This is a genomic window from Bradyrhizobium sp. UFLA05-89 (genome assembly GCF_059803475.1).
In genome coordinates this window covers 1-20,323 of the sequence record NZ_JBANBA010000091.1, presented here as the reverse complement: position 1 = coordinate 20,323, position 20,323 = coordinate 1, and the positions used below count along the sequence as shown (strand labels likewise).

At 64.8% G+C, this 20,323-nt stretch carries 19 protein-coding genes, 1 tRNA gene and 1 pseudogene; 9 read left to right on the top strand and 12 right to left on the bottom strand.

Translation table 11 applies throughout. From position 1 onward, the window contains the following. Nucleotides 1-7: 7 nt before the first annotated feature. The 6 genes from SO139_RS33820 to SO139_RS33795 all read right to left on the bottom strand — a co-directional run bounded on the left by SO139_RS33820 (nucleotide 8) and on the right by SO139_RS33795 (nucleotide 5,542). The gene (locus tag SO139_RS33820; protein WP_498541335.1) at nucleotides 8-598 is read right to left on the bottom strand and encodes a NuoB/complex I 20 kDa subunit family protein; all 591 of its coding nucleotides are present in this window, start codon (nucleotides 596-598) and stop codon (nucleotides 8-10) included. Then, the gene (locus SO139_RS33815; RefSeq protein ID WP_008136158.1) at nucleotides 589-954 is read right to left on the bottom strand and encodes an NADH-quinone oxidoreductase subunit A; all 366 of its coding nucleotides are present in this window, start codon (nucleotides 952-954) and stop codon (nucleotides 589-591) included. The genes SO139_RS33820 and SO139_RS33815 overlap by 10 nt, the downstream gene beginning before the upstream one ends. 264 nt (nucleotides 955-1,218) lie before the next feature. Then, nucleotides 1,219-1,428, bottom strand: a complete 210-nt coding sequence (locus SO139_RS33810) for a hypothetical protein (RefSeq protein WP_449382888.1) — start codon at nucleotides 1,426-1,428, stop codon at nucleotides 1,219-1,221. Next, nucleotides 1,425-2,561: a PepSY-associated TM helix domain-containing protein gene (locus tag SO139_RS33805; protein ID WP_449382889.1), complete on the bottom strand. Its 1,137-nt coding sequence runs from the start codon at nucleotides 2,559-2,561 to the stop codon at nucleotides 1,425-1,427. Before SO139_RS33805 ends, SO139_RS33810 begins: the two co-directional genes overlap by 4 nt. A 22-nt stretch (nucleotides 2,562-2,583) precedes the next feature. After that, the gene (locus SO139_RS33800; RefSeq protein ID WP_498541334.1) at nucleotides 2,584-4,842 is read right to left on the bottom strand and encodes a TonB-dependent siderophore receptor; all 2,259 of its coding nucleotides are present in this window, start codon (nucleotides 4,840-4,842) and stop codon (nucleotides 2,584-2,586) included. A gap of 190 nt (nucleotides 4,843-5,032) precedes the next feature. Further along, nucleotides 5,033-5,542, bottom strand: coding sequence for a MarR family winged helix-turn-helix transcriptional regulator (locus SO139_RS33795; protein WP_498541333.1), 510 nt, complete (start codon nucleotides 5,540-5,542; stop codon nucleotides 5,033-5,035). 50 nt (nucleotides 5,543-5,592) lie between these two features. On the opposite strand from SO139_RS33795, the pseudogene SO139_RS33790 reads away from it, so the two are divergent. Further along, nucleotides 5,593-5,892: pseudogene (locus SO139_RS33790) on the top strand (spinster family MFS transporter); the annotation flags it as partial. A 130-nt stretch (nucleotides 5,893-6,022) separates the two neighbouring features. After that, on the top strand, nucleotides 6,023-6,226 hold the full coding sequence (locus tag SO139_RS33785; protein ID WP_449382891.1) for a hypothetical protein: 204 nt from the start codon (nucleotides 6,023-6,025) through the stop codon (nucleotides 6,224-6,226). A gap of 100 nt (nucleotides 6,227-6,326) precedes the next feature. On the opposite strand, the gene SO139_RS33780 is transcribed toward SO139_RS33785, so the two are convergent. Continuing rightward, nucleotides 6,327-6,403, bottom strand: a tRNA-Asp gene (locus SO139_RS33780). A gap of 346 nt (nucleotides 6,404-6,749) precedes the next feature. Here SO139_RS33780 and pepT point away from each other — a divergent pair. Continuing rightward, complete coding sequence (gene pepT / locus SO139_RS33775) at nucleotides 6,750-7,997, top strand: peptidase T (protein ID WP_449382892.1); 1,248 nt, start codon at nucleotides 6,750-6,752, stop codon at nucleotides 7,995-7,997. Nucleotides 7,998-8,047: 50 nt separating this feature from the next. On the opposite strand, the gene SO139_RS33770 is transcribed toward pepT, so the two are convergent. Beyond that, nucleotides 8,048-8,941 (bottom strand): hypothetical protein, encoded by an 894-nt coding sequence (locus tag SO139_RS33770; protein ID WP_449382893.1) that lies wholly within the window; start codon nucleotides 8,939-8,941, stop codon nucleotides 8,048-8,050. 360 nt (nucleotides 8,942-9,301) lie between these two features. On the opposite strand from SO139_RS33770, the gene SO139_RS33765 reads away from it, so the two are divergent. The 6 genes from SO139_RS33765 to SO139_RS33740 all read left to right on the top strand — a co-directional run bounded on the left by SO139_RS33765 (nucleotide 9,302) and on the right by SO139_RS33740 (nucleotide 16,549). Next, nucleotides 9,302-9,604 carry a hypothetical protein gene (locus SO139_RS33765; protein ID WP_449382894.1) on the top strand — a complete coding sequence of 101 codons (303 nt, stop codon included), beginning with the start codon at nucleotides 9,302-9,304 and terminating at the stop codon, nucleotides 9,602-9,604. 70 nt (nucleotides 9,605-9,674) lie between these two features. Next, a complete protein-coding gene (locus SO139_RS33760) occupies nucleotides 9,675-10,037 on the top strand; it encodes a hypothetical protein (RefSeq protein ID WP_449382895.1) in 363 nt (120 codons plus the stop codon). Nucleotides 10,038-10,094: 57 nt separating this feature from the next. Then, on the top strand, nucleotides 10,095-11,369 hold the full coding sequence (gene ihpA, locus SO139_RS33755) for a divalent metal ion exporter subunit IhpA (RefSeq protein ID WP_498541332.1): 1,275 nt from the start codon (nucleotides 10,095-10,097) through the stop codon (nucleotides 11,367-11,369). Beyond that, entirely contained in the window at nucleotides 11,366-12,346 is a 981-nt protein-coding gene (ihpB, locus tag SO139_RS33750; RefSeq protein WP_449382897.1) for a divalent metal ion exporter adaptor subunit IhpB, read from the top strand. Before ihpA ends, ihpB begins: the two co-directional genes overlap by 4 nt. Further along, entirely contained in the window at nucleotides 12,339-15,569 is a 3,231-nt protein-coding gene (locus SO139_RS33745; RefSeq protein WP_498541331.1) for an efflux RND transporter permease subunit, read from the top strand. Before ihpB ends, SO139_RS33745 begins: the two co-directional genes overlap by 8 nt. Before the next feature lie 2 nt (nucleotides 15,570-15,571). Continuing rightward, nucleotides 15,572-16,549 (top strand): cation diffusion facilitator family transporter, encoded by a 978-nt coding sequence (locus tag SO139_RS33740; protein ID WP_498541330.1) that lies wholly within the window; start codon nucleotides 15,572-15,574, stop codon nucleotides 16,547-16,549. A 6-nt stretch (nucleotides 16,550-16,555) separates the two neighbouring features. On the opposite strand, the gene SO139_RS33735 is transcribed toward SO139_RS33740, so the two are convergent. The 4 genes from SO139_RS33735 to SO139_RS33720 all read right to left on the bottom strand — a co-directional run bounded on the left by SO139_RS33735 (nucleotide 16,556) and on the right by SO139_RS33720 (nucleotide 20,018). After that, complete coding sequence (locus SO139_RS33735) at nucleotides 16,556-17,416, bottom strand: class I SAM-dependent methyltransferase (RefSeq protein WP_449382900.1); 861 nt, start codon at nucleotides 17,414-17,416, stop codon at nucleotides 16,556-16,558. Next, the gene (locus SO139_RS33730) at nucleotides 17,416-18,780 is read right to left on the bottom strand and encodes a cytochrome P450 (protein ID WP_498541329.1); all 1,365 of its coding nucleotides are present in this window, start codon (nucleotides 18,778-18,780) and stop codon (nucleotides 17,416-17,418) included. The genes SO139_RS33735 and SO139_RS33730 overlap by 1 nt, the downstream gene beginning before the upstream one ends. 259 nt (nucleotides 18,781-19,039) lie before the next feature. Further along, complete coding sequence (locus SO139_RS33725) at nucleotides 19,040-19,537, bottom strand: hypothetical protein (protein WP_498541328.1); 498 nt, start codon at nucleotides 19,535-19,537, stop codon at nucleotides 19,040-19,042. 289 nt (nucleotides 19,538-19,826) lie between these two features. Then, the gene (locus SO139_RS33720; protein ID WP_449382903.1) at nucleotides 19,827-20,018 is read right to left on the bottom strand and encodes a hypothetical protein; all 192 of its coding nucleotides are present in this window, start codon (nucleotides 20,016-20,018) and stop codon (nucleotides 19,827-19,829) included. Nucleotides 20,019-20,323: the final 305 nt, after the last annotated feature.

The window sequence follows — 20,323 nt, the reverse complement described above, 5'->3', positions numbered from 1 at the left end:
TAAAACCTTAGCGTTCGATGGTGCCGGTGCGCCGGATCTTCTTTTGCAGCAGCAGCACGCCGTAGAGCAGCGCTTCCGCCGTGGGCGGGCAGCCCGGCACGTAGATGTCGATCGGCACGATGCGGTCGCAGCCGCGCACGACCGAGTAGGAATAGTGGTAATAGCCTCCGCCATTGGCGCAGGAGCCCATCGAGATGACGTAGCGCGGCTCAGGCATCTGGTCGTAGACCTTGCGCAGCGCCGGAGCCATCTTGTTGGTCAGGGTGCCTGCGACGATCATCACATCGGACTGGCGCGGCGAGGCACGCGGCGCAAAGCCGAAGCGCTCGACGTCGTAGCGCGGCATCGAGACCTGCATCATCTCGACCGCGCAGCAGGCGAGACCGAAGGTCATCCACATCAACGACCCGGTGCGCGCCCAGGTGATGAGGTCATCGGCCGCGGCGACGAAGAAGCCCTTGTCGGACAGCTCGTGATTGACCTCGAGAAAGAACGGATCATTGGCCCCGACCGGCTTGCCGGTCGACGGATCCAGAATGCCCTTCGGGGCCGGCGCGAGAACCGGACCGGCGGACGGCGTGGCAGGGTTCAATCCCATTCGAGTGCCCCTTTCTTCCATTCATAGGCAAACCCCACCGTCAGCACGGCGAGGAAGACCACCATGGACCAGAAGCCGGTCGCACCAAGCTTTCCGAACGCTACTGCCCAGGGGAACAGGAACGCCACCTCAAGGTCGAAGATGATGAAGAGGATGGCGACCAGGTAGAAGCGGACGTCGAACTTCATCCGGGCGTCGTCGAAGGCGTTGAAACCGCACTCATACGCCGACAGCTTTTCCGGATCCGGCTGCTGGAAGGCCACGATGAAGGGGGCGATCAGCAGCACGAGGCCAATCAGGCCCGCTACCCCTATAAAGACCACAAGTGGAAGATAGTTCTGCAGAATGCCGCTCATTGGCGAGCCCTTTTTCCCGCAAGCCTCGGGTGGCTCGCGGATTCGTCCCGATTTGGAATTATTCTGAGCCTTAGCGCAGTGCACCAATGGGTGCAAGACACGCTGTTTTTAGGCCCTTTGCCGCCCCCAGAACAGTGGAAATCCCGGAATCGCCCCGCGGCTGGTATGGAGCAGAACCGCGGCCCCAGCAAGAGCATCCATGTCGGTCCTCCCGCCGTCGGCAGATGCTCCGCGCGGAGCATGTCGGACCGCCTCTCCGCGTGTCTAGGACGGCTTTGCTGTCCTACCGCGACGCAGCCAGGCCCAGGGAATGACGGCCATGGGAGAGCCGACCGTCACCCAGGCGACATATTTGCCGATCTCTCCCCAGAGCAGCGCCGCGAGCAGGCCGATCGAGGTCGCCATAGCGATCAGAATCGGCGCACCGAAGACCCGAATCCACGGGCGCGAGCGGCTGGGCGAGCCATGCATCATGACGGGACCGGGGCTCGTTTCGCGAATGCATCGGCACGGGCGGGCCTCCGCTTCCGCCGCCGTGCCAGCCAAAGGTAGAGACCGCTGCCGATCACGATCATCGTGAACACGTCGAGCGCAGCCCAGATCACCTTCAGCGGCATACCGCCATAGTTGCCGAAATGAAGCGGTTGCGAAATCAAGAGCGCCTGGAGGTAGACCGGCAGCGCCCGGCTGTCGGCGACCTCCCCGGTTTCCCCGTCCAGCAGCACAGGCTTCAGCAGGCGCGCCGTGAGAGCGGTCTCGCCGCGCATGAACGCCGCGAAATGGTGTGATGACGTGAACGGGGCGCCCGGGAAAGCGATGAACGCGATGTCCATGCTGGGCGCGGCCGCCTTGGCGCGGGCGACGACGCCGTCGAGCGAGGCCAGATGCACCGGCGGCGGCTTGCCGGCATAGGGTGCAACCATGCTGGCGAGCTCGGTCGCCTTCCACTGATCGAGCATCAGTTCGGCCCAGGTGTTGATCACGCCGGTCAGCCCGACCACCAGCGCCCAGACCACCGTGATCACGCCGATCAGATTGTGCCAGTCGAGCCAGACCACACGGCGCGCGGCGGGGTAGCGGATGGTCGCAAAGCGCAGGCGGCGCGTGAATGGCCAGTACAGCACCACGCCGGAGATGATGGCGAGCGCGAACAACAGTCCCATCGCACCGAGAAACAGTTTTCCGGCCTGGCCGGCGAACATGTCCGTGTGCAGCTTGAGCACGATCAGCATCGGCCCGACGCCGACAGGTCCGAGCAGCCTGGCCGAGACCGCATCGAAGGCGCGCACGGTGGCATTGTCCGGGGGACCGTCCGGCGCATTGTTGGTGAATGCAAACACGATCCCGGGTTCGTCCTTGTCCCAGGAGATGTATTGCAGTACCCGCCCCGGATCGGCCGCGAGCGCGGCGTCGGCGACCTCTTGGGTGGTCGCACGCGCCGCGCCCGCGTGAGCTTCGGGCTGGGGGGCATAGCCGAGAAGCTCGTCGATCTCGTGATGAAAGATCAGCGGCAGACCGGTCAGGCAGAGCAGGAGCAGGAACACGGTCGAGATCAGGCTGGTCCAGGTGTGGACCAGGGACCAGAGCCTGACGGTGCGCGCCTTCACGACGCGATCCCCTCGCCCGCCCTCACCATTTGTACGAGACGCTGGCGGTGACGCGCCGGCGATCGCCGTAGAAGCAGGACGTCACCGAGGCGCAGCTTGCGACATAAGTCTTGTCGGTCACGTTGATCACGTTCAGTGCTGTGCGCCAGTTCTGCCATTCATAGTGGAGCGCGAGATCGCCGAGCACGACGGCGGGAACCTCGAGCGTGTTGGCGGAGTCTGCCCAGGACGAGCCGACGTAGCGCACGCCCCCGCCAAAGCCGAAGCCTGCCAGTGGACCCTCCTTGAAGGTGTAGTCGGCCCAACCTGAGGCCAGGAGCTCGGGCGTGTTGGTTGGCGTCTTGCCGATCAGCGATGAATCGAGATCCTCGCTGGTGAAGAGATGATAGCTGGTGAAGGCGCCGATCAGCTTCAGCTCCTTCGTGACATTGGCCACCGCCTCGAGCTCGATGCCGCGCGAGGTGACCTCGCCGGTCTGGTTCTGCAACAACACATTCGACGGATCGGTGGTCAGCGCGTTCTGACGCTTCAGGTCGAAGGCCGAGACCGTGAAGTAACCGTCGAACCATTTCGGCTGCACCTTCAGGCCGACCTCGACCTGCTTGCCGGTTTCCGGCAGGAGCAACTGGTTGTTGGCATTAAGGCCAATGACCGGATTGTAGCTCGTCGCATAGGAGACATAGGGCGCAAGGCCGTTGTCGAAATTGTAGATCAGGCCCACGCGCCCGCTGAACCTGCTGTCATCGCGGCTGGCCACCGTCGCTCCGGTGTCGCGCGCGGCCTGAGTGGTCTCGACCCAATCGTTGCGGCCGCTCACCACCAGCGTGAAGTTGCCGAGCTTGACCTGGTCCTGAAGATAGGTGCCGGCCTGCTTCTGGGTGATCAGGTAGTTGCGGAACGGCCCGGTCGTAAATGGCACATTGAGACCGTAGACCGGATTGAAGACGTTGATCGACGGCGTCGTGCCAAACTGGAACTGCTGATAGTCGTCGATCTGGTAGCCCCGCAGATCGACGCCGAACAGCATCGTGTGCTTCACCAGGCCGGTGTCGAAACGATACTCCAACTGGTTGTCGAGATTGGCCTGATTGGCCGTGTCCTTCGCGTACCAATTGTAGCGCGCGATGTCGCCCGTGTTGGCGTTGGAATAGCCGTTGGCGACGAGGCCGCGATACGTCACGTCGACATGCGCGAAACGCGCATTCTGCCGGAACGTCAGGCTGTCGGTGAGATTGCGCTCGAACTGATAGCCGAGCATCTCCTGCTCGCGCGTGAACTTGTCGATGCTGGGATCGCCGAGGAACATACTCGTGGGGATACGACCGAATGGTGCGTTGGTCACCGTGCCCTGATAGGGCAGGAAGTTGATGCCGCGGGTATCCTGCTTCGATGCCGACGCAAGGACGGTGAACGTCGTGTCGGCATCCGGCTTCCAGGTTACCGACGGTGCGATGAAGTAGTTGTTGTCGGGCGTGAAGTCGACCTGCGTGCCACCGTTCTGGACCTGCCCGACGACGCGATAGAGCAGCTTGCCGTTCTCGGGACTCGTCGCGACGGGACCACCGACATCGAAGCCGACATAGGCATTGCCGAAATTGTTGACGCCGGTCTCGATGTAGCGGATCGGCTCGCCAGGTGGCATCTTGCTGATGACGTTGACGATGCCGCTCGGGCTCGAGCCGCCATAGAGCACCGCAGACGGGCCGCGCAGCACCTCGACGCGCTCCATGTTCGGCGTTTGCAGCTTCCAGCTCGCATAGGACGTGTAGAAGAGCTGCATGCCATCGAGGAACAGGCCGACGTCGTCCGATTTGAAGCCGCGGATCAGCCACCAGTCGTTACGGGTGTCGGCACCGAAGGTTCCGGCGCGCACGCCCGCCGAATAGCGCAGCACCTCGTCCAGCTTGTTCGGCTTCTGGTCGCGGATCTGCTCGGCGCCGATGACCGACACCGATTGCGGCGTCTCCATGATCGGCGTGTTGGTCTTGGTGCCGGAGGAGCTGCGGCCAGCGACATAGCCGTGGACCGGGCCGCGCGGCGTCTCGACGAATCCGACATTGCGCTCAGGCTGCAGCTTTCTCTCGCTCACGCTCTGCGCTGCCCGCGGCGTTCGGCGTGGCGCGGAGGCCGCTGCGCGGCGGCGGGGCTCGGGCGAGGCCACGGTAACCGGTGGCAAGGCTTGCGCCCCGCTTTGCGACGAGGATCCCGAGGATTGACCGACCGAAGCTTGCGGCAACAGCACCAGAGCGGACGCGGTCGCAAGTCCCGCCGACCGCAGCATTCCAAGACAGTTCAACGCACCACCCCAACCTGCAACGTTTGTAGTTCCATGCCGTCAGTGCGAATGACGACATGCGTTGCATGGACGCTTAAGCGAGCACGCGCGGAAGACCTAATTGAATGCCTCTTAGAACAGCTCTTAGAGATCTTCCAAGAACGCTTCAAAAATGGACGCTACGTCGGCGGAACGATCAGTCCGGATCCTTTTCCGCCTCGAGCATCTCTTCGGCGGCCGCGGTCAGGCGATCGATCTGCACCAGCAGCGCGTCGAGCTCGTCCTTGCTCAACTGTTGCAGCAGGCGCCGATTGCGCTCCTGCGCGCTGGCAACGATCGCGTCATGTGCGGCGAGCCCTGCCTTGGTCAGCGAGATCAGCACTTCGCGACTGTCGTTCGGATTGGGCGTTTTCGCGATCAGCTTGCGTGACGACAGCCCCGCAAGCGCGCGGCCGATCTGTCCCTTGTCCTGACCGACGGCTTCGGCGAGCCGCGCCACGCTCATCGGCGGACGCCGGCCGAGCGAGGCGACGAGGCCGAACTCCACCGAGTTCAGTCCGACGACACGCTTGTAGCGCAGGATGGCGCCGCGCTTGAGCAGATTGGCAAGCACCATCAGCCGCGACGACAGCATCACGGTGATCGGCGCCGCATCGTCCCCAACGTCGGGCGACATACGCCCGCCTCTGCTCGGCTTCTGGCTCATGCGCCACCTCTGCCAACAAACAAACGGCCTGCCAAGGGGCGCAAGGACTGCTGACCTCGTTCCTGGTCGGCTTCCATCTCGGGCCGATCTTTGCGATCGCGCAGACGGTGGCAAAGCCCAGCATGCGGGCGCTGGCCTCCGCGCTCATCGCCCTGACCGCAACCCGCTTCGGCCAGGGACTGGGACCCCTCATCGTCGGCATGATCAACGACGCGCTGAAGGCCGGCTTCGGCGCGGACGCCGTCCGCTACTCCCTGCTGTCGGCGGCGGTCACGACCACAGTGGGCGCCCTGCTCTTCGTCCGGGCTGCCCGGACGATCCGGACCGATATCGCCCGAGCGGCGGCCTGAAACGACCCTCCAGCCAAAACCACGCCGCCCAGATGAAACCATTTTGCCGACGGCGCGAAACCATCCGGAAACAGATCGTCCTTAGAAGGTGAGCCAACAGACGGGCGGGAAAGCCCGTCGGGAGGCTCTGATGAACCACTCCATTCACTCTGCTGATCGTGCGACACACCTGAAGATCGTGGTGGTGGCGCTGGTGGCCGGTATCGCGGTGGCAGCCTTCGGAATCGCGGCGCGGACCGGCATCGACCTCAGCCAGACCGCCCAGACGACCCACACGATCAAGGCTGGTAAGCCGGTGGTGGTGACGAGTTCGGGCACCTCGGAGATCCGCTAAGGCCGAAACGGACCATTTCGGACAGACACCAAGGCCGCCTTCGGGCGGCTTTATCGTTTGTGGCGTTCCAGGAGAATTCCGCGCTAAGCCATTGATTCAATGGCGCGAGAGACGGGGCTCGAACCCGCGACCTCCGGCGTGACAGGCCGGCGCTCTAACCAACTGAGCTACTCCCGCGTGCTGGGCAAAGCCATGCGGAACGAGGGGGGACTTAAAGGTGCGACCTGGTGAAGTCAAGGACGTTGCGCCTCTCCCGTAAACATCGGGTGTTTCTGCGAGACTTCACCGAAATTCGCCCCGGGGTAACCGGACCGTCAGGTCCCGAATCGTCTGGTGCCAGGCGGCTGCAAATTCCAGCGCCGGAAGCCGCCGTCCGCCCCGTTCAGGGAACTGGCCGAAGCGAGCTGAGACTTACGGTTCATTAAGCCTGTTCACGCCGCGTTGCGGCGGCGACACGCGGTCCCCGGAATGACGCTTTTCTGGTATACCGCCCCTCATCCGACCCCGGCGGCTATGAGAAGAAATGTCCCTCACCTTTACCCACACCGTGACCGAGCGCTTCCTGCGCTACGTCACCATCGACACCCAGTCCGATCCCGAATCCCCGACCTCGCCCTCGACTGAGAAGCAGAAGGATCTCGGTCGCGTGCTCGTGACCGAACTCAAGGCCATGGGCGTCGAGGACGCCCATCTCGACGACTACGGCTATGTCTACGCGACGATCCCGTCCAACACCGACAAGAAGGTGCCGGTGATCTGCTTCTGCTCGCACATGGACACCTCGCCCGACTGCTCGGGCAAGGACGTCAAGCCGCAGGTCGTGAAGAATTATCGCGGCGGCGACATCACGCTGTCAGCCGACCCCACCCAGGTGATCCGCTTCGCCGAGCATCCCGCGCTCAAGAACCAGATCGGCAACGACATCGTCACCACCGATGGCACGACGCTGCTCGGCGCCGACAACAAGGCCGGCGTCGCCGAGATCATGGATGCCGCGCATTTCTTCATCAACAATCCCGATGTGAAGCACGGCACCATCAAGATCCTGTTCACGCCCGATGAAGAGATCGGCCGCGGCGTCGACAATGTCGACCTGAAGAAGCTCGGCGCCGATTTCGGCTACACCATGGACGGCGAGAGCGCCGGCAGCGTCGAGGACGAGACGTTCTCGGCTGACGGCGCCACCATCACCATCCAGGGCGTCTCTGCCCATCCCGGCTATGCCAAGGGCAAGATGGAGCACGCGATCAAGATCGCAGCCGCCATCGTCGAGCGCCTGCCCAAGGAAGGCTGCTCGCCCGAGACCACCTCGGGCAAGCAGGGCTTTCTGCATCCGATCGGCATCTCCGGCGCGCTCGAGCAGGCGACGCTGTCCTTCATCGTCCGCGACTTCACCGAGGAAGGCCTGAAGGAAAAGGAGACGCTGCTCGAGGGCATCGTCAAGGACGTGATGAAGGAGTATCCGCGCTCGACCTACAAGTTCGAGGTGCGCGAGCAGTACCGCAACATGAAGCAGGTGATCGACCGTCACCCCCACATCCTCGAATACGCCATCGAAGCGATCCGCCGCGCCGGGCTGCGCCCGATGCGCACCGCGATCCGCGGCGGCACCGACGGCTCGCGCCTGTCCTTCATGGGACTGCCCTGCCCCAACATCTTTGCCGGCGAGCACGCGTTTCACTCGCGCCTGGAATGGGTCAGCCGGCAGGACATGGAAAAGGCCGTCCAGACCATCGTGCATCTCGCGATGATCTGGGAAGAGCGGGCGTAGGATTCCCAAACGAAGCCATGGCCGGTCTCGTCCCGGCCATGGCCCTGAATTTACGGCATCGGCATCGCGCGACGGCCGCGATGGAACCGGTTCGAGCTCGCCATCCATTGCGGCAAGGGTTCGCCATCGCGGTGGCGTCCACCGGCGACTGCCGCCGCCCAGGCGACGACGGCTCCTATCAGGGCTGCCGCGGCGACCGAGAACGCGACGATGATCGAACTGCGCCGCGCGTGGTTGATCGCCGTCTGGGCCTCCGCGATCACGGCATCGACGCGCCGCTCGGAATCCGCGGTTGCCAGCCCCGTCAGCGCGGCCGTCTGTTGCACGAGATAGGTGCGATCATCGCTGCTGACGCCACTGTGGCTCGACGATGTCATGAGGATCCGTCCGGCTTCGGCGCGGGCCTCCCTCATGTCTGCGTTGGGAGGGCGACGTGACGCGCGGAACAGCTTGTCGAGCTCATAGCTCAACAGGGGTTCGGCGGCGCTCACGTTGCTGGCCGAGCTGCGTATCGGCGAACGCTCGATCGCGGACGCGCCGAGGATCGCGAGCAATGCCGCACCGATCAACACCGCCAGAGCCCATGATGTCAGTCCGTGCAGCCCGTCCCGCCGCTCGCCGTCATCCTCGATCGTTGCGAGCGCAGGCGCAGGCCGCGCGATCCGCCCGGCGATGTAGCCGCCAAAGCCGAAGCTGACGATCGCCTGGAGGATCAGATACAGTCCCGACAACAGCGCCAGCGCCGATGATGCATCGCGCCATGTCGGCGACGTCGAGCTGACGCCGAGGCCGATGGCGACGCCAAAGCCGACCAGGATGAACGACATTGCACCGGCGGCGAACGCGCCTGCCAGCACCGAGCTCCATTGGATGACCCGGCGCCCTTCGGCGGCGGGCACGCTGCCTTCCATGACTTCCTCCTGCACGAGAGCTTCGATAGTCATCGCGGCGCTCTCAGCGCAGGCCGAAGAACGACAGGATCGCCATGATCACGACGATCAAGCCGATGAGATAGATCAATCCGTCCATAAGCCCGTCCTCCTCAAATGCTCCGTGGCGCTAATGAAGCGGCGCAAGGAATGTTCCTAAGCGGATCTTCCAGACGGGAACGAATCATCGAGATGCGGGTTATCTGCACAAGTCCAAGGGAAACATAGATTGTGAGCACAAAGGCCCCAGCCGGTCCGCGCCGGATCTGGGGCCTTTTCGTTTTTGCGCTGCATTAGCTGTCGTATGTTAACGACGCCAATCCCGGGATCATCAAAGATGCGGTCGGGGCGCCCCCAAAGGAGCGGGAGAGCCGCGTGGATCGCAGAACGGCATGCCTGAACCAGGCAAACGCATTTCGAGAAAAGGCGATCGCAGATCCCGAGCACCACGACCAATGGATCGACGAAGCCATCAAATGGCTGGAACGGGCGATGGAAGAGGGCTACCACGTCGCGGTGACGGTTGAAGCCGGCGATGGCCGCACCATTCCGAAACCAACGGCAGCAGCCGATACGATCTTGTCGCATCGCCACGACGTACAGGTCCTGATCGCACCCGCACGCGAGAACCAATCGCGACAGCCTGTCGCCGCTGCGGCGTTTATTCTCGGGACGTAACAATGTTGCGGGTCGACACTGTTCCCGCGGGCGTGCTAGGCGGGACACGAACCGCAACGAGAGTGAGCACGTGTCCGCGATCCGCCGGCCATTCGAAATGTTTCGCACGCGCGATCTGCGCGGGCTGCTGGCCGTGCTCGTCGCAACCATCTACCTGCTGTCGGGCCTGCTGCACGGCGCGCACGATCTCGATGTGACGAACCCTACCGGCAAGGCGGAGATCGCCTTAGCGCTCGATGGGGCCGCCGGCCATACCGATCACAAGGCGTTCGCCGGCCATCATTGCCATGGCTGCTTCTCGGTAACGGTCACGCAGCCGGCACAGGCCGGGACGCTGAACGCCCTCGTCGCCGCTCCGCAGCCACCTCGCCTGCCCGCCGTCGCCGGGGTGGTCCCCGACACGGACTCCCCGCCTCCCAAACATATTGCCTGAACGGATTGGTCGGGGCGCTCGCGCGCCTCTTAGCTTCATCCTCCACAGGTCGTTTCCATGTTTTGCAGGCGAACTGCCGCGCGCTTGGCGTGCGCGTCGGCTTTCTTGATCAACGCGCTGCTCGCGCAGTCCGCAGACGCGCAGACCCTGACCATGCGCACCGCGCTGACGCGCGCGCTGGCCGCGAGCCCGCGGCTGTCGGCAGCCGAACGCGACGTCGGCATCGCGGCAGGACAGCGCATTCAGGCGGGTGCGCTGCTCAACCCGGAGCTTACTTACGAGCAGGACAATTCCTTCGGCTCCGGCATCTACCGCGGCACGAAGTCGGCCGAGACCACGCTCCAGATCAGCCAGGCGTTCGAGCTGTTCGGCAAGCGCGAGGCACGAATAGCCGCGGGTAGCGCCGGTGTCGAAGTCGCCGCAATCCAGCGCAAGGCTGTCAGGCTCGAGGTGCTGTCGGAGACCGCCATCGCCTTCCTCGGCGTGCTCGGCGCCCAGCGCCGCATCCAGATCCTCGACGAGCAGGTCGCCGCGATCGATCGCCTGACGCCCCTGCTCCGCCGCCGTGTCGAGGCCGGCGCCTCTTCGCCCGCCGAGACCGGCCGCGCCGAGGTCGCCTCCGCGCTGGTGAAGGCCGACCGCGAGCGCTTCAAGGCGATGCTTGCCAGCGCTCGGCGCGAGCTCGCCGTGTTGATGGGCGATCCCACGCCGAAATTCGCTGACGTCTCCGGACGGCTTGACGCCACCGGCCGCCCGCCCTCGTTCCAGTCGGTTGTCGCCGCCATCGATGCCAATCCGCAACTGGTGCGCTGGACCGCCGTCTTTGCGCAGCGCAACGCCGAGCTGCTGCTGGCGCGCCTGAAACCGTATCCGGACGTGCGGATCGCCGCCGGCTGGCGCCATTTCAACGAGACCAATGACGACGCGGTGCGCCTCACCGTCTCGGTGCCGATTCCCGTGTTCGACCAGAACCAGGGCAACATCCTCTCGGCACAGGAAAGTCTCGCCAAGACGAAGGCCGAGCGCGAAGCCAATCGCAACGCGCTGATCGTGATTGCCGGTCGCGCCTATGACTCGCTCCAGGGCTCGCTGCGCGAGCTGGCCGTGCTGCGTGAGACCGCGATCCCCAAGGCGCAGGAAGCGGCGGAAGCCATTTCCCAGGGCTACGGCCAGGGCCGCTTCACGCTGCTCGAAGTGCTCGACGCGCAAGCCAGCGTCGTCCAGGCGCGCCTGCGCGAGCAGGAAGCGCAGCAGAACTTCCATGCCGCGGTCGCCACCATCGAAGGCCTCGTCGGCAATCCCCTCACGCTTGCCCGGGAGAGCGCCAGATGAAGACATCCTCGACCATCCTCGTGGCTCTCGTCACCGCCGCACTCGGCGCCTATGGCTACGCCATGCTGGCGCCGGCCAAGGTCGAAACCGCGAGCCAAGCCCAGGACAAGACGCCGGAGAAGCCGGCGAACGCGCATGTCGAGCAGGACGAGCACGGCGCCGATCGCATCAGGATCTCCGACGTCAAGCTTGCCGCAGCGGGCGTGACGCTCGCGGAAGCCGCAAGCGCGACGCTGACCGATACGCTCTCCTTCAACGGCGTGCTGCGCGCCAACCAGGAGGCCGTGGTGCAGGTGACGCCGCGCTTCCCCGGCATTGCCAAATCGATACGCAAGCGGATCGGCGACACCGTCGCCAAGGACGAGCTGCTGGCGTCGATCGAAAGCAATCAGAGCCTGACGGCCTACGACCTCAAGGCGCCGATCGGCGGCACGCTCATCGACCGGCAGATCTCGCTCGGCGAATATGCCTCCGAGCAGAAGCCAGCCTTCGTCGTCGCCGATCTCTCTACGATCTGGGTCGACCTCTCGATCTATCGCCAGGACATCAAGCGCGTGCACCTCGGCGACGAAGTCCTGATCAATCCTGACGATGGCCGCGGCGAGATCAAGGGCACGATCTCCTACCTGGCCCCCGTCGGCGTCAGCGAGACCCAGACCGCGCTGGCGCGCGTCGTGCTGGGGAACGCCGACGGACGCCTGCGGCCGGGCCTGTTCGTCACCGCACGGCTGATCCTCGCCGCGCGCAACGTCGCTGTGGCGGTCCGGGCCAGCGCCATCCAGACACTGGAAAACCGGACCATCGTCTTCGTCCGCGAGGATGGCGACAAGATCGAGGCACGCCCGGTCGAGCTCGGCGAGTCCGATCCGCGCTATGTCGAGATCAAGGCAGGGCTATCGGCCGGCGAGCGTTACGTCGCCGAGAACAGCTTCGTCGTGAAGGCGGAGATGGGCAAGGGAGACGCCGATCATGATTGAGCGCATCCTCGCCTTTTCGATCCGTCAGCGGTGGCTCATCATGCTGCTCGCGATCGGCGCACTGACCTACGGCGCGTGGGATTTCCAGCGTCTGCCGATTGACGCGGTCCCCGACATCACCAACGTGCAGGTGCAGATCAACACCCGCGCGCCCGGCTATTCGCCGCTGGAGACCGAGCAACGCATCACCTTTCCGGTCGAAACCGCGATGGCCGGCCTGCCAAGCCTCGACTACACGCGCTCGCTGTCGCGCTATGGCCTGAGCCAGGTCACCGTGGTCTTCAAGGACGGCACGGACATCTACTTCGCGCGCCAGGTCGTCGGCGAGCGCATCCAGCAGGTGAAGGACCAACTCCCCGCCGGCGTCGAAGTGGCGATGGGTCCTGTCTCGACCGGACTGGGCGAAATCTTCATGTACACGGTTGAGGCGAAACCGGGCGCCAAGATCCAAGTTGATAAGGCGCAAGGCGGCGAGGACTATTCGCTGACCGACCTGCGCACCGTGCAGGACTGGATCATCAAGCCGCAGCTTCGCAACGTGCCCGGCGTGATCGAGATCAACACCATCGGCGGCTTCGAACGGCAATTCCACGTGCTGCCCGATCCCGGCAAGCTGATGGCCTACCGGCTCGGCTTCCGCGATGTCATGACGGCGCTCGCCGCCAACAACGCCAATGTCGGCGCCGGCTATATCGAGCGCAACGGCGAGCAATATCTGGTGCGCTCGCCCGGCCAGGTCGGCAACGTCAGTGAAATCCAGGACATCGTGATCGGCGCGCGCGGCAGCAATCCGGTCCGGGTCAGGGACGTCGCCGAGGTGATCGAGGGGCGCGACCTGCGCACCGGCGCGGCAACCCTGAACGGCGAGGAGACTGTCCTCGGCACCGCCATGCTGCTGATCGGCGAGAACAGCCGCACCGTCGCACGCCGCGTCGCGGCCCGGCTCGAGGAGATCGCCAAATCGCTGCCCGAAGGCGTCGTCACGCGCACGGTCTATGACCGCACCCATCTGGTCGAGGCCACCATCCGCACCGTCCAGAACAATCTGCTGGAAGGCGCCGCCCTGGTCATCGCCGTTCTGTTCCTGATCCTCGGCAACATCCGCGCCGCCCTCGTCACGGCCTGCGTGATCCCGCTCTCGATGGCGCTGACGATCACCGGCATGGTCGGGACCAAAATGAGCGCCAATTTGATGAGTCTCGGCGCGATCGATTTCGGTATCATCGTCGACGGCGCGGTGATCATCGTCGAAAATTGTCTCAGGATGCTCGGCAAGGCGCAGCAGGCGAAAGGCGGCCTGCTCACCACGCCTGAGCGCCTGCGCACCATCCTGCGCGGCTCGCGCGAGGTCATCAAGCCGAGCCTGTTCGGGACGCTGATCATCGCCGTGGTCTATCTGCCGGTGCTGACGTTGACCGGCGTCGAAGGAAAAATGTTCACGCCGATGGCGCTCACCGTTCTGATGGCGCTGGCCGCGGCCGTGCTGTGCTCCATCACCTTCGTGCCGGCGGCGGTTGCGATCCTCGTCACCGGCAAGGTGTCGGAGATCGACAACCTGTTCATGCGCGGCGCCAAACGCATGTATCTTCCCCTGCTCCGCCTCGCCATCGACAATCGCCGTGCCGTCGCCTCTGCTGCTGCCGCCATCGTGATCGCCAGCGGCGTTGCGGCATCAAGGATGGGCGGCGAGTTCATCCCGAGCCTGGACGAGGGCGACGTCGCGCTGGCTGCGATCCGCATTCCCGGCACCAGCCTCACCCAGTCGCTGGATCTTCAGAAGGCCCTGGAGAAACGCATCCGGCAGATTCCGGAGGTGAAGGAATTCTTCACCCGCATCGGCACCGCCGAGATCGCGACCGATCCGATGTCGCCGGCCCAAACCGACGGCTACATCATGCTGAAGCCGCGCGCCGAATGGCCGGACCCCGGCAAGCCGAAATCGGAGGTCATCGAGGCGATCGACAAGGCCGCCGACGATATCCCCGGCAGCAACTACGAGATCTCGCAACCGATCCAGTTGCGCGTCAACGAGCTGATCTCCGGTGTGCGCAGCGACATCGGCATCAAGATCTTTGGCGACGATCTCGACATCCTCCAGGGCGCCGCGAAGCAGGTCGAGGCGGCGATCCGGACCATTCGCGGCGCGACCGATATCAAGACCGAGCAGGTTTCCGGCCTGCCGATCCTGACCGTCAGGCTCGACCGCCAGGCCCTCTCCCGCTACGGCCTCAGCGTCAGCGAGGTGCAGGGCATCATCGAGATCGCGGTGGGCGGCAAGTCGGCCGGCAAGCTATTCGAGGGCGACCGGCGCTTCGACATCGTGGTGAGGCTGCCGGAACGCCTGCGCGGCAATCTCGATTCGATCCGCGCGATCCCGATTCCGCTGCCGCCCAGCGAGGAGACGGCGCCGCTGCGGACCGCGTTCGCCGCCTCGCCGCTGACGCAGATGCGTTACGTGCCGCTGTCCTCCGTCGCCACCGTCGAGGCGACGCCAGGGCCGAACCAGATCAGCCGCGAGAACGGCAAGCGGCGGATCGTCGTCTCCGCCAACGTCCGCGAGCGCGATCTCGGCTCGTTCGTCGCCGAGGCGCAGGATGCCGTTGCGCAGAAGGTCAAGCTGCCACCCGGCTACTGGATCGGCTGGGGCGGCCAGTTCGAGCAACTGGTTTCGGCGACCAAGCGGCTGACCATTGTCGTGCCTGTGGCGCTGCTTTTGGTTTTCCTCCTGCTGTTCATGAGCATGGGGTCGGCGGCCGATGCGCTGCTGGTGTTCAGCGGCGTGCCGCTGGCGCTCACCGGCGGAATCGCGGCGCTGCTGCTGCGCGGCATCCCGCTGTCGATCAGCGCCGGCGTCGGCTTCATCGCGCTTTCGGGTGTGGCCGTGCTCAACGGCCTCGTCATCATCGCCTTCATCGAACGGCTGCGGAGCGAGGGCACGCCGCTCGTCGAGGCCGTTCGCGAAGGCGCCCTGACGCGTCTGCGCCCGGTGCTCATGACCGCGCTGGTCGCTTCCCTCGGCTTCGTGCCGATGGCACTTGCGACCGGCGCCGGCGCCGAGGTGCAGCGGCCGCTCGCGACCGTCGTAATCGGCGGCATCATCTCCTCGACCGTGCTGACGCTTCTGATCCTGCCGGCGCTCTACGTGCTGTTCCGTCGTGACGACGCCCGCGAAACGCCTAAAATGGGTTTTGATTTGGCGCACGCCGATTTCGGGGAGCGGTAGACGTGGACAAGGACGACCACCATGCCGGCCATCATCACCACCGTGACCACCACGACCATGCCGGGCACGACCACGGGCACGGCCACGGTGCGCATGTCCACGCGCCGGCAAGCTTCGGCAAGGCGTTTGCGATCGGCATTTCGCTGAACACCGCGCTCGTCGTCGCGCAAGGCGTTTACGGCTACATCGCCAATTCGACCGCACTCCTTGCCGATGCGGGCCATAACCTGAGCGACGTGCTCGGCCTCGTCATGGCCTGGGGTGCATCGGTCGCCGCCAGGCGCGCGCCCACTGGCCGCTTCACCTACGGCTTCCGCGCCTCGACCATCCTTGCGGCCCTCGCGAACGCCGTCTTCCTCCTGGTCGCAACCGGTGCGATCGGCTGGGAGGCGATCCTGCGCCTGCGCAAGCCCGAGCCGATCGCCGGGGTCACGGTGATGATCGTCGCCGGCATCGGCATCCTCATCAACGGCGCGACCGCAATGCTGTTCGCAAGCGGCCGCAAGGACGATATCAACATCCAGGGCGCGTTCCTGCACATGGCCGGAGACGCGGCGGTCTCGCTCGGCGTGGTCATCTCGGCGGCGCTGATCATGTGGACCGGCTGGCTCTGGCTCGATCCGCTGGCGAGCCTCCTGATCTGTGCCGTCATCCTCTGGAGCACGACGGGCCTGCTCCGCAGCTCCATCGACATGTCGATGGCCGCCGCACCACGAGGCACCGACCTCGACGCCATCAAAGGCTTTCTGATGCAGCGGCCCGGTGTCTCAGACATCCACGATCTGCACGTCTGGCCGATCTCGACCACGGAAACGGCGCTAACGTGTCACCTCGTCATGCTGGGCGGCCACCCCGGCGACGCCTTCCTGATGGAGACGGCGCAGCTCCTGAAAACCTCACACCGGATCGGTCACACGACGATCCAGATCGAGACCAGCCAGGACAACAGCTGCGCGCTGGCGCCCGACAACGTGGTGTGACGACGCCTACGCCGCCTTCGCCGTCACGATCCAGATCGCGCCTTGCAGCGCCACCGACTGCCCCTCGACGAACGGCGCCAGCGCTTCGCGGATCGAGCCTTTGGCGGCCTCAACGGTCTCCGGCGGATGGCCTTGCAGCGCGCGGCTGGCGGGGCCGATCTGAACAGAGCCGTCGACAGCCGCGTCGAGCCCGCCGCCGATCGCGATATCCATCGCAAGGTTATGCGGCTCCATCGCCACGTCCACAAAGCCCGCACCATTCAGGATGCGCCTTACGCGTTCTTCCGAGGCGAAGGCGAACGGGCCGGGATCCTCCGGCCCGACCGGCGGCATCTTGGGCACATGCTTGTAGACCGTCATCAGCGGCGTCATCATCCAGGGGTTTTCGCGCGGCTCGCGCCAGCAGATGAAAGCCAGCCGCCCCGAAGGTTTCAACGCGCGGCGCAGGTTGGTGAACGAGACAATCGGATCGGCAAAGAACATCACGCCGAAGCGCGATGCGAGCAGGTCGAAGCTCGCCGGCTCGAACGGATAGACCGTCGCATCCGCCAGAACAAAATCGAGCGGCAGGTTCTTTGGCGAAAACGCGCGGGCCTGCGAGAGCATGGGACCTGAGACGTCGAGGCCGAGCGCAACGCCATTCGGCGCCACCGCCTTCGCAAACGCGACGGTGGTCGCACCGGAGCCGCAGCCGATATCCAGCACGCGCTCGCCCGGCGTCGGCTTCGCGCGATCGATTAGAATCCCGGCGATCGGCCCGAGCAGAACCTCCTGCGTCGCGTGGCGATCGGCCCAGCGCTGCCCGCCGGGTCCGTTCCAATAGGCGATCTGGTCCGCATTCTGCTCATGTCCGCTTGGCTGTTCCATCACGCCCTCTGTGTCTCGCATCCGCAAGCCGCCCGAGCCTCGCAATTGCGCGTACTCACGTGCATGGGCAGCCCGTTTGCCGGCCGCAACGTAATTTTCTGCGACGGCCAAACTTTGGCGGCCGGCAACAGCTCCATGTCGAAGCGATGCATGAGCGCCGCGAGCACGATGGTCGCTTCCTGCAGTGCGAAGGACGCGCCGATGCAAATGCGCGGCCCGCTGCCGAACGGCAGATAAGCAAAGCGCGGGATCGCCCCGCGCGCCTCGGGCAGGAAACGCGACGGATCGAAGGCGTCGGGCCTTTGCCACAACAGCAGGTGCCGGTGCAGCACGTAAGGCGCGATCACGATCAGCGAGCGCGGCTTGATCTTGAGGCCTCCGAGCGTATCCGCCCCCTCGGCCATCCGGCTCAACGCAGCGATGGGCGGATAGAGCCGCAGCGCCTCCTCGACCACGGCACGGGTTACGACCAGCCGATCCGCAAGTCCCTCGACCGGTCCTGCCAGTTCGCGCCCGGCCTCCGCCTGCACCCGCGCCCGCCAATCCGGCGCCTGTGACAGGAGGAAGATCGACCAGGCAAGCGTATTGGCCGTCGTTTCATGTCCCGCCGACAGGAAGGTCAGGATGTTCGATCTGACCTCGGCGAGCGACATCGCGCGCCCGGTCGCGGGATCGAGCGCGCGGAGCAGCAGCGTCAGGAGATCGGAGGGCCCCCCGCCCGCAGAGAGGCCGGCAAGCCGCCGTTGCCGCGTTGCGATGATCTGGTCGATGATCCCTTCGAAATAGGCCATCGTCCGGCGCAGACGGCCGCGGCCGGGCCGCGGCACCGATTGCGGCAGGCCGAGCAGATCGAAGGCGCCGATGCGGCCGATCACCGTAAAATAGGCGCTCATCGCGGCGCGGAATTCGTCGTAGTCGCCACCAATGCCGTCCGAGAAGATGGTCAAGGCGAGCACGTTCAGCGTGATCAGCGTCATCTCCGCCGCGATGTCGACGGTTGCCCGCGGCCCCAGGGTACGCCATCTCTCCGCGAGCTGGTCGGCCGCCGTCAGCATCGCGGAGGTGAAGGACGTGACCGTGCGCCGCGCAAACAGAGGAGCCAATGTTCGCCGCTGCATCTCCCAACGCTGCCCCTCGACGCTCAACAGCCCATCGGCGAGACCGCTGGCGAGAATGCGGCGCTGGATCGGGTCCTTGCGGTAGTTGCCGGCATTGTCGACCAGCACATGCTTGATGGCTGCCGGGTCGTGCACGAGGATGGCATCGGTGAAGGGAAGCCTGACTTTCGCGATCGGCTCGCGAAAGAATTCTGCACTCCAGCATTCCAGCGGATTTCGTTTGAGCGCCGCGAGCAGCGGAAGCAACCGCAGCCGCTGTTCAGGCGGATGCGGAGCTGGCGGGCAAAAACTTTCCGAAACTCCCAAAACGGAAACGGGCATCGAACCGGCAAAAAGTCGGAAATAATATGTAGTAAAGCCTGAGTCTCGCCGAGTTCCTAGCGGCCTCCAGCGGCAACGAGGAAGACAAAGGGGACTACAGGAAAATAGATGGACTGCGAACGGCACAGCTTCGTGCGCCGCAGCCCGGGTGCCAACCCCGCCGCGAGGTACCCCGACTATTCAGTCAGCTGGATCGAGCAGTGCGACCGATATTCCAGCGAATGGTGTCCAGCGGGATGTGGGTGAAGGCCTCGGCCAGCCGTCGCCTCAAAGGTGGCTTCGCTGTCGACAGCCTCCCCTCCAGATGCGCGGCCTTCTCGCGGGCGACCGCAGTTTCGACGTTGGCCTTGAGCAATTCGGCCAGCAGCTTGTTGGTGCGGTCGCACTCTCTCTCGAAGTCGGACCGATGACTGCCGGCTATGGCCCTCATCTCCAGGAGATCGGCCTGCAACGTGGCAATGTGCTCCCTGAGGGCGGTGACCACCTGGTGACCGGCCGGAGCTTGGGGGGGACGTGTGATGGGGGAATGGCTGATTTCGGTGAGATCGACATGAACCAGGGTCTTCCCATCGTTCGAACGAGAACGGGGAAACCGGTGTCGCTTCACGAGCGATCTGGCTGCCTCAGGCGATATCCTGAGTCGCTCGCCTAGCTCGGCATAAGTCAGCATCTCGACGGGCATGATGGCTACTCCCGGCCAGCCGGGCGGTCACCACCCGAACACGACGCACGATATCAACCCCGAGTTAACGGGCGGTTTACTATGCCGGCCGGTGATGTCCGCTTGGCCGATGGAGTATCTCTGGCAACTTGGTCGGAATGGCCCAGTGCCGAAATGACAAGAGTCAACCAGTTGAGGCAGCCCCTTCGGTCACCTCGGCGAGAAGTCTTCTGAATGTCGCGCGCGCGGCGGGGCGTCAGACGATGGTAAGCGGTGAGAGGATCGAACCGTTGACCCGCACCAGCCAGGGTCATTCCGCTGCCAGCGAGGCTCCGGTCCGTTTCGCAAGGACGCGCCGAAAATCCGCTGCCAGCTCGTCGTAGTAGTGAGCGAGCTCCTCATAAAAAGCCTTTCCGGCCTCGTCGCTCGCTTCTTGAGCTGCTTTCATGCAGTGGGCGGCTTTGGACTCGTACCTTTCCAGCTTGATGCGAAGATCACTCATCACGGCGATACTCCACGCTGATGACAGGAGCCGGAACGGTGGTTCGGGCGGGAATCGAAAAGATGACCGAACGGAGGCAATTTTGGACCCGTCGGGGGCCCTTTCAGGGCGTCGCATGCCCGGCGAAAGGCCCGCCTTAGCCCGCTGGGCCTTGGCGCGGCAGCCTTTCGATCGCTTCGCGTCAATAATGTTCAGAGGCTGGCTTGCCCAGCCGTAGCTCGCGAAGCGTGTGAGCAGCCTGAGACATAGGTGACGGTACGTACCGGACACATGGGTTACACTTTCCGCTTTTGTTCTGCGGGAGG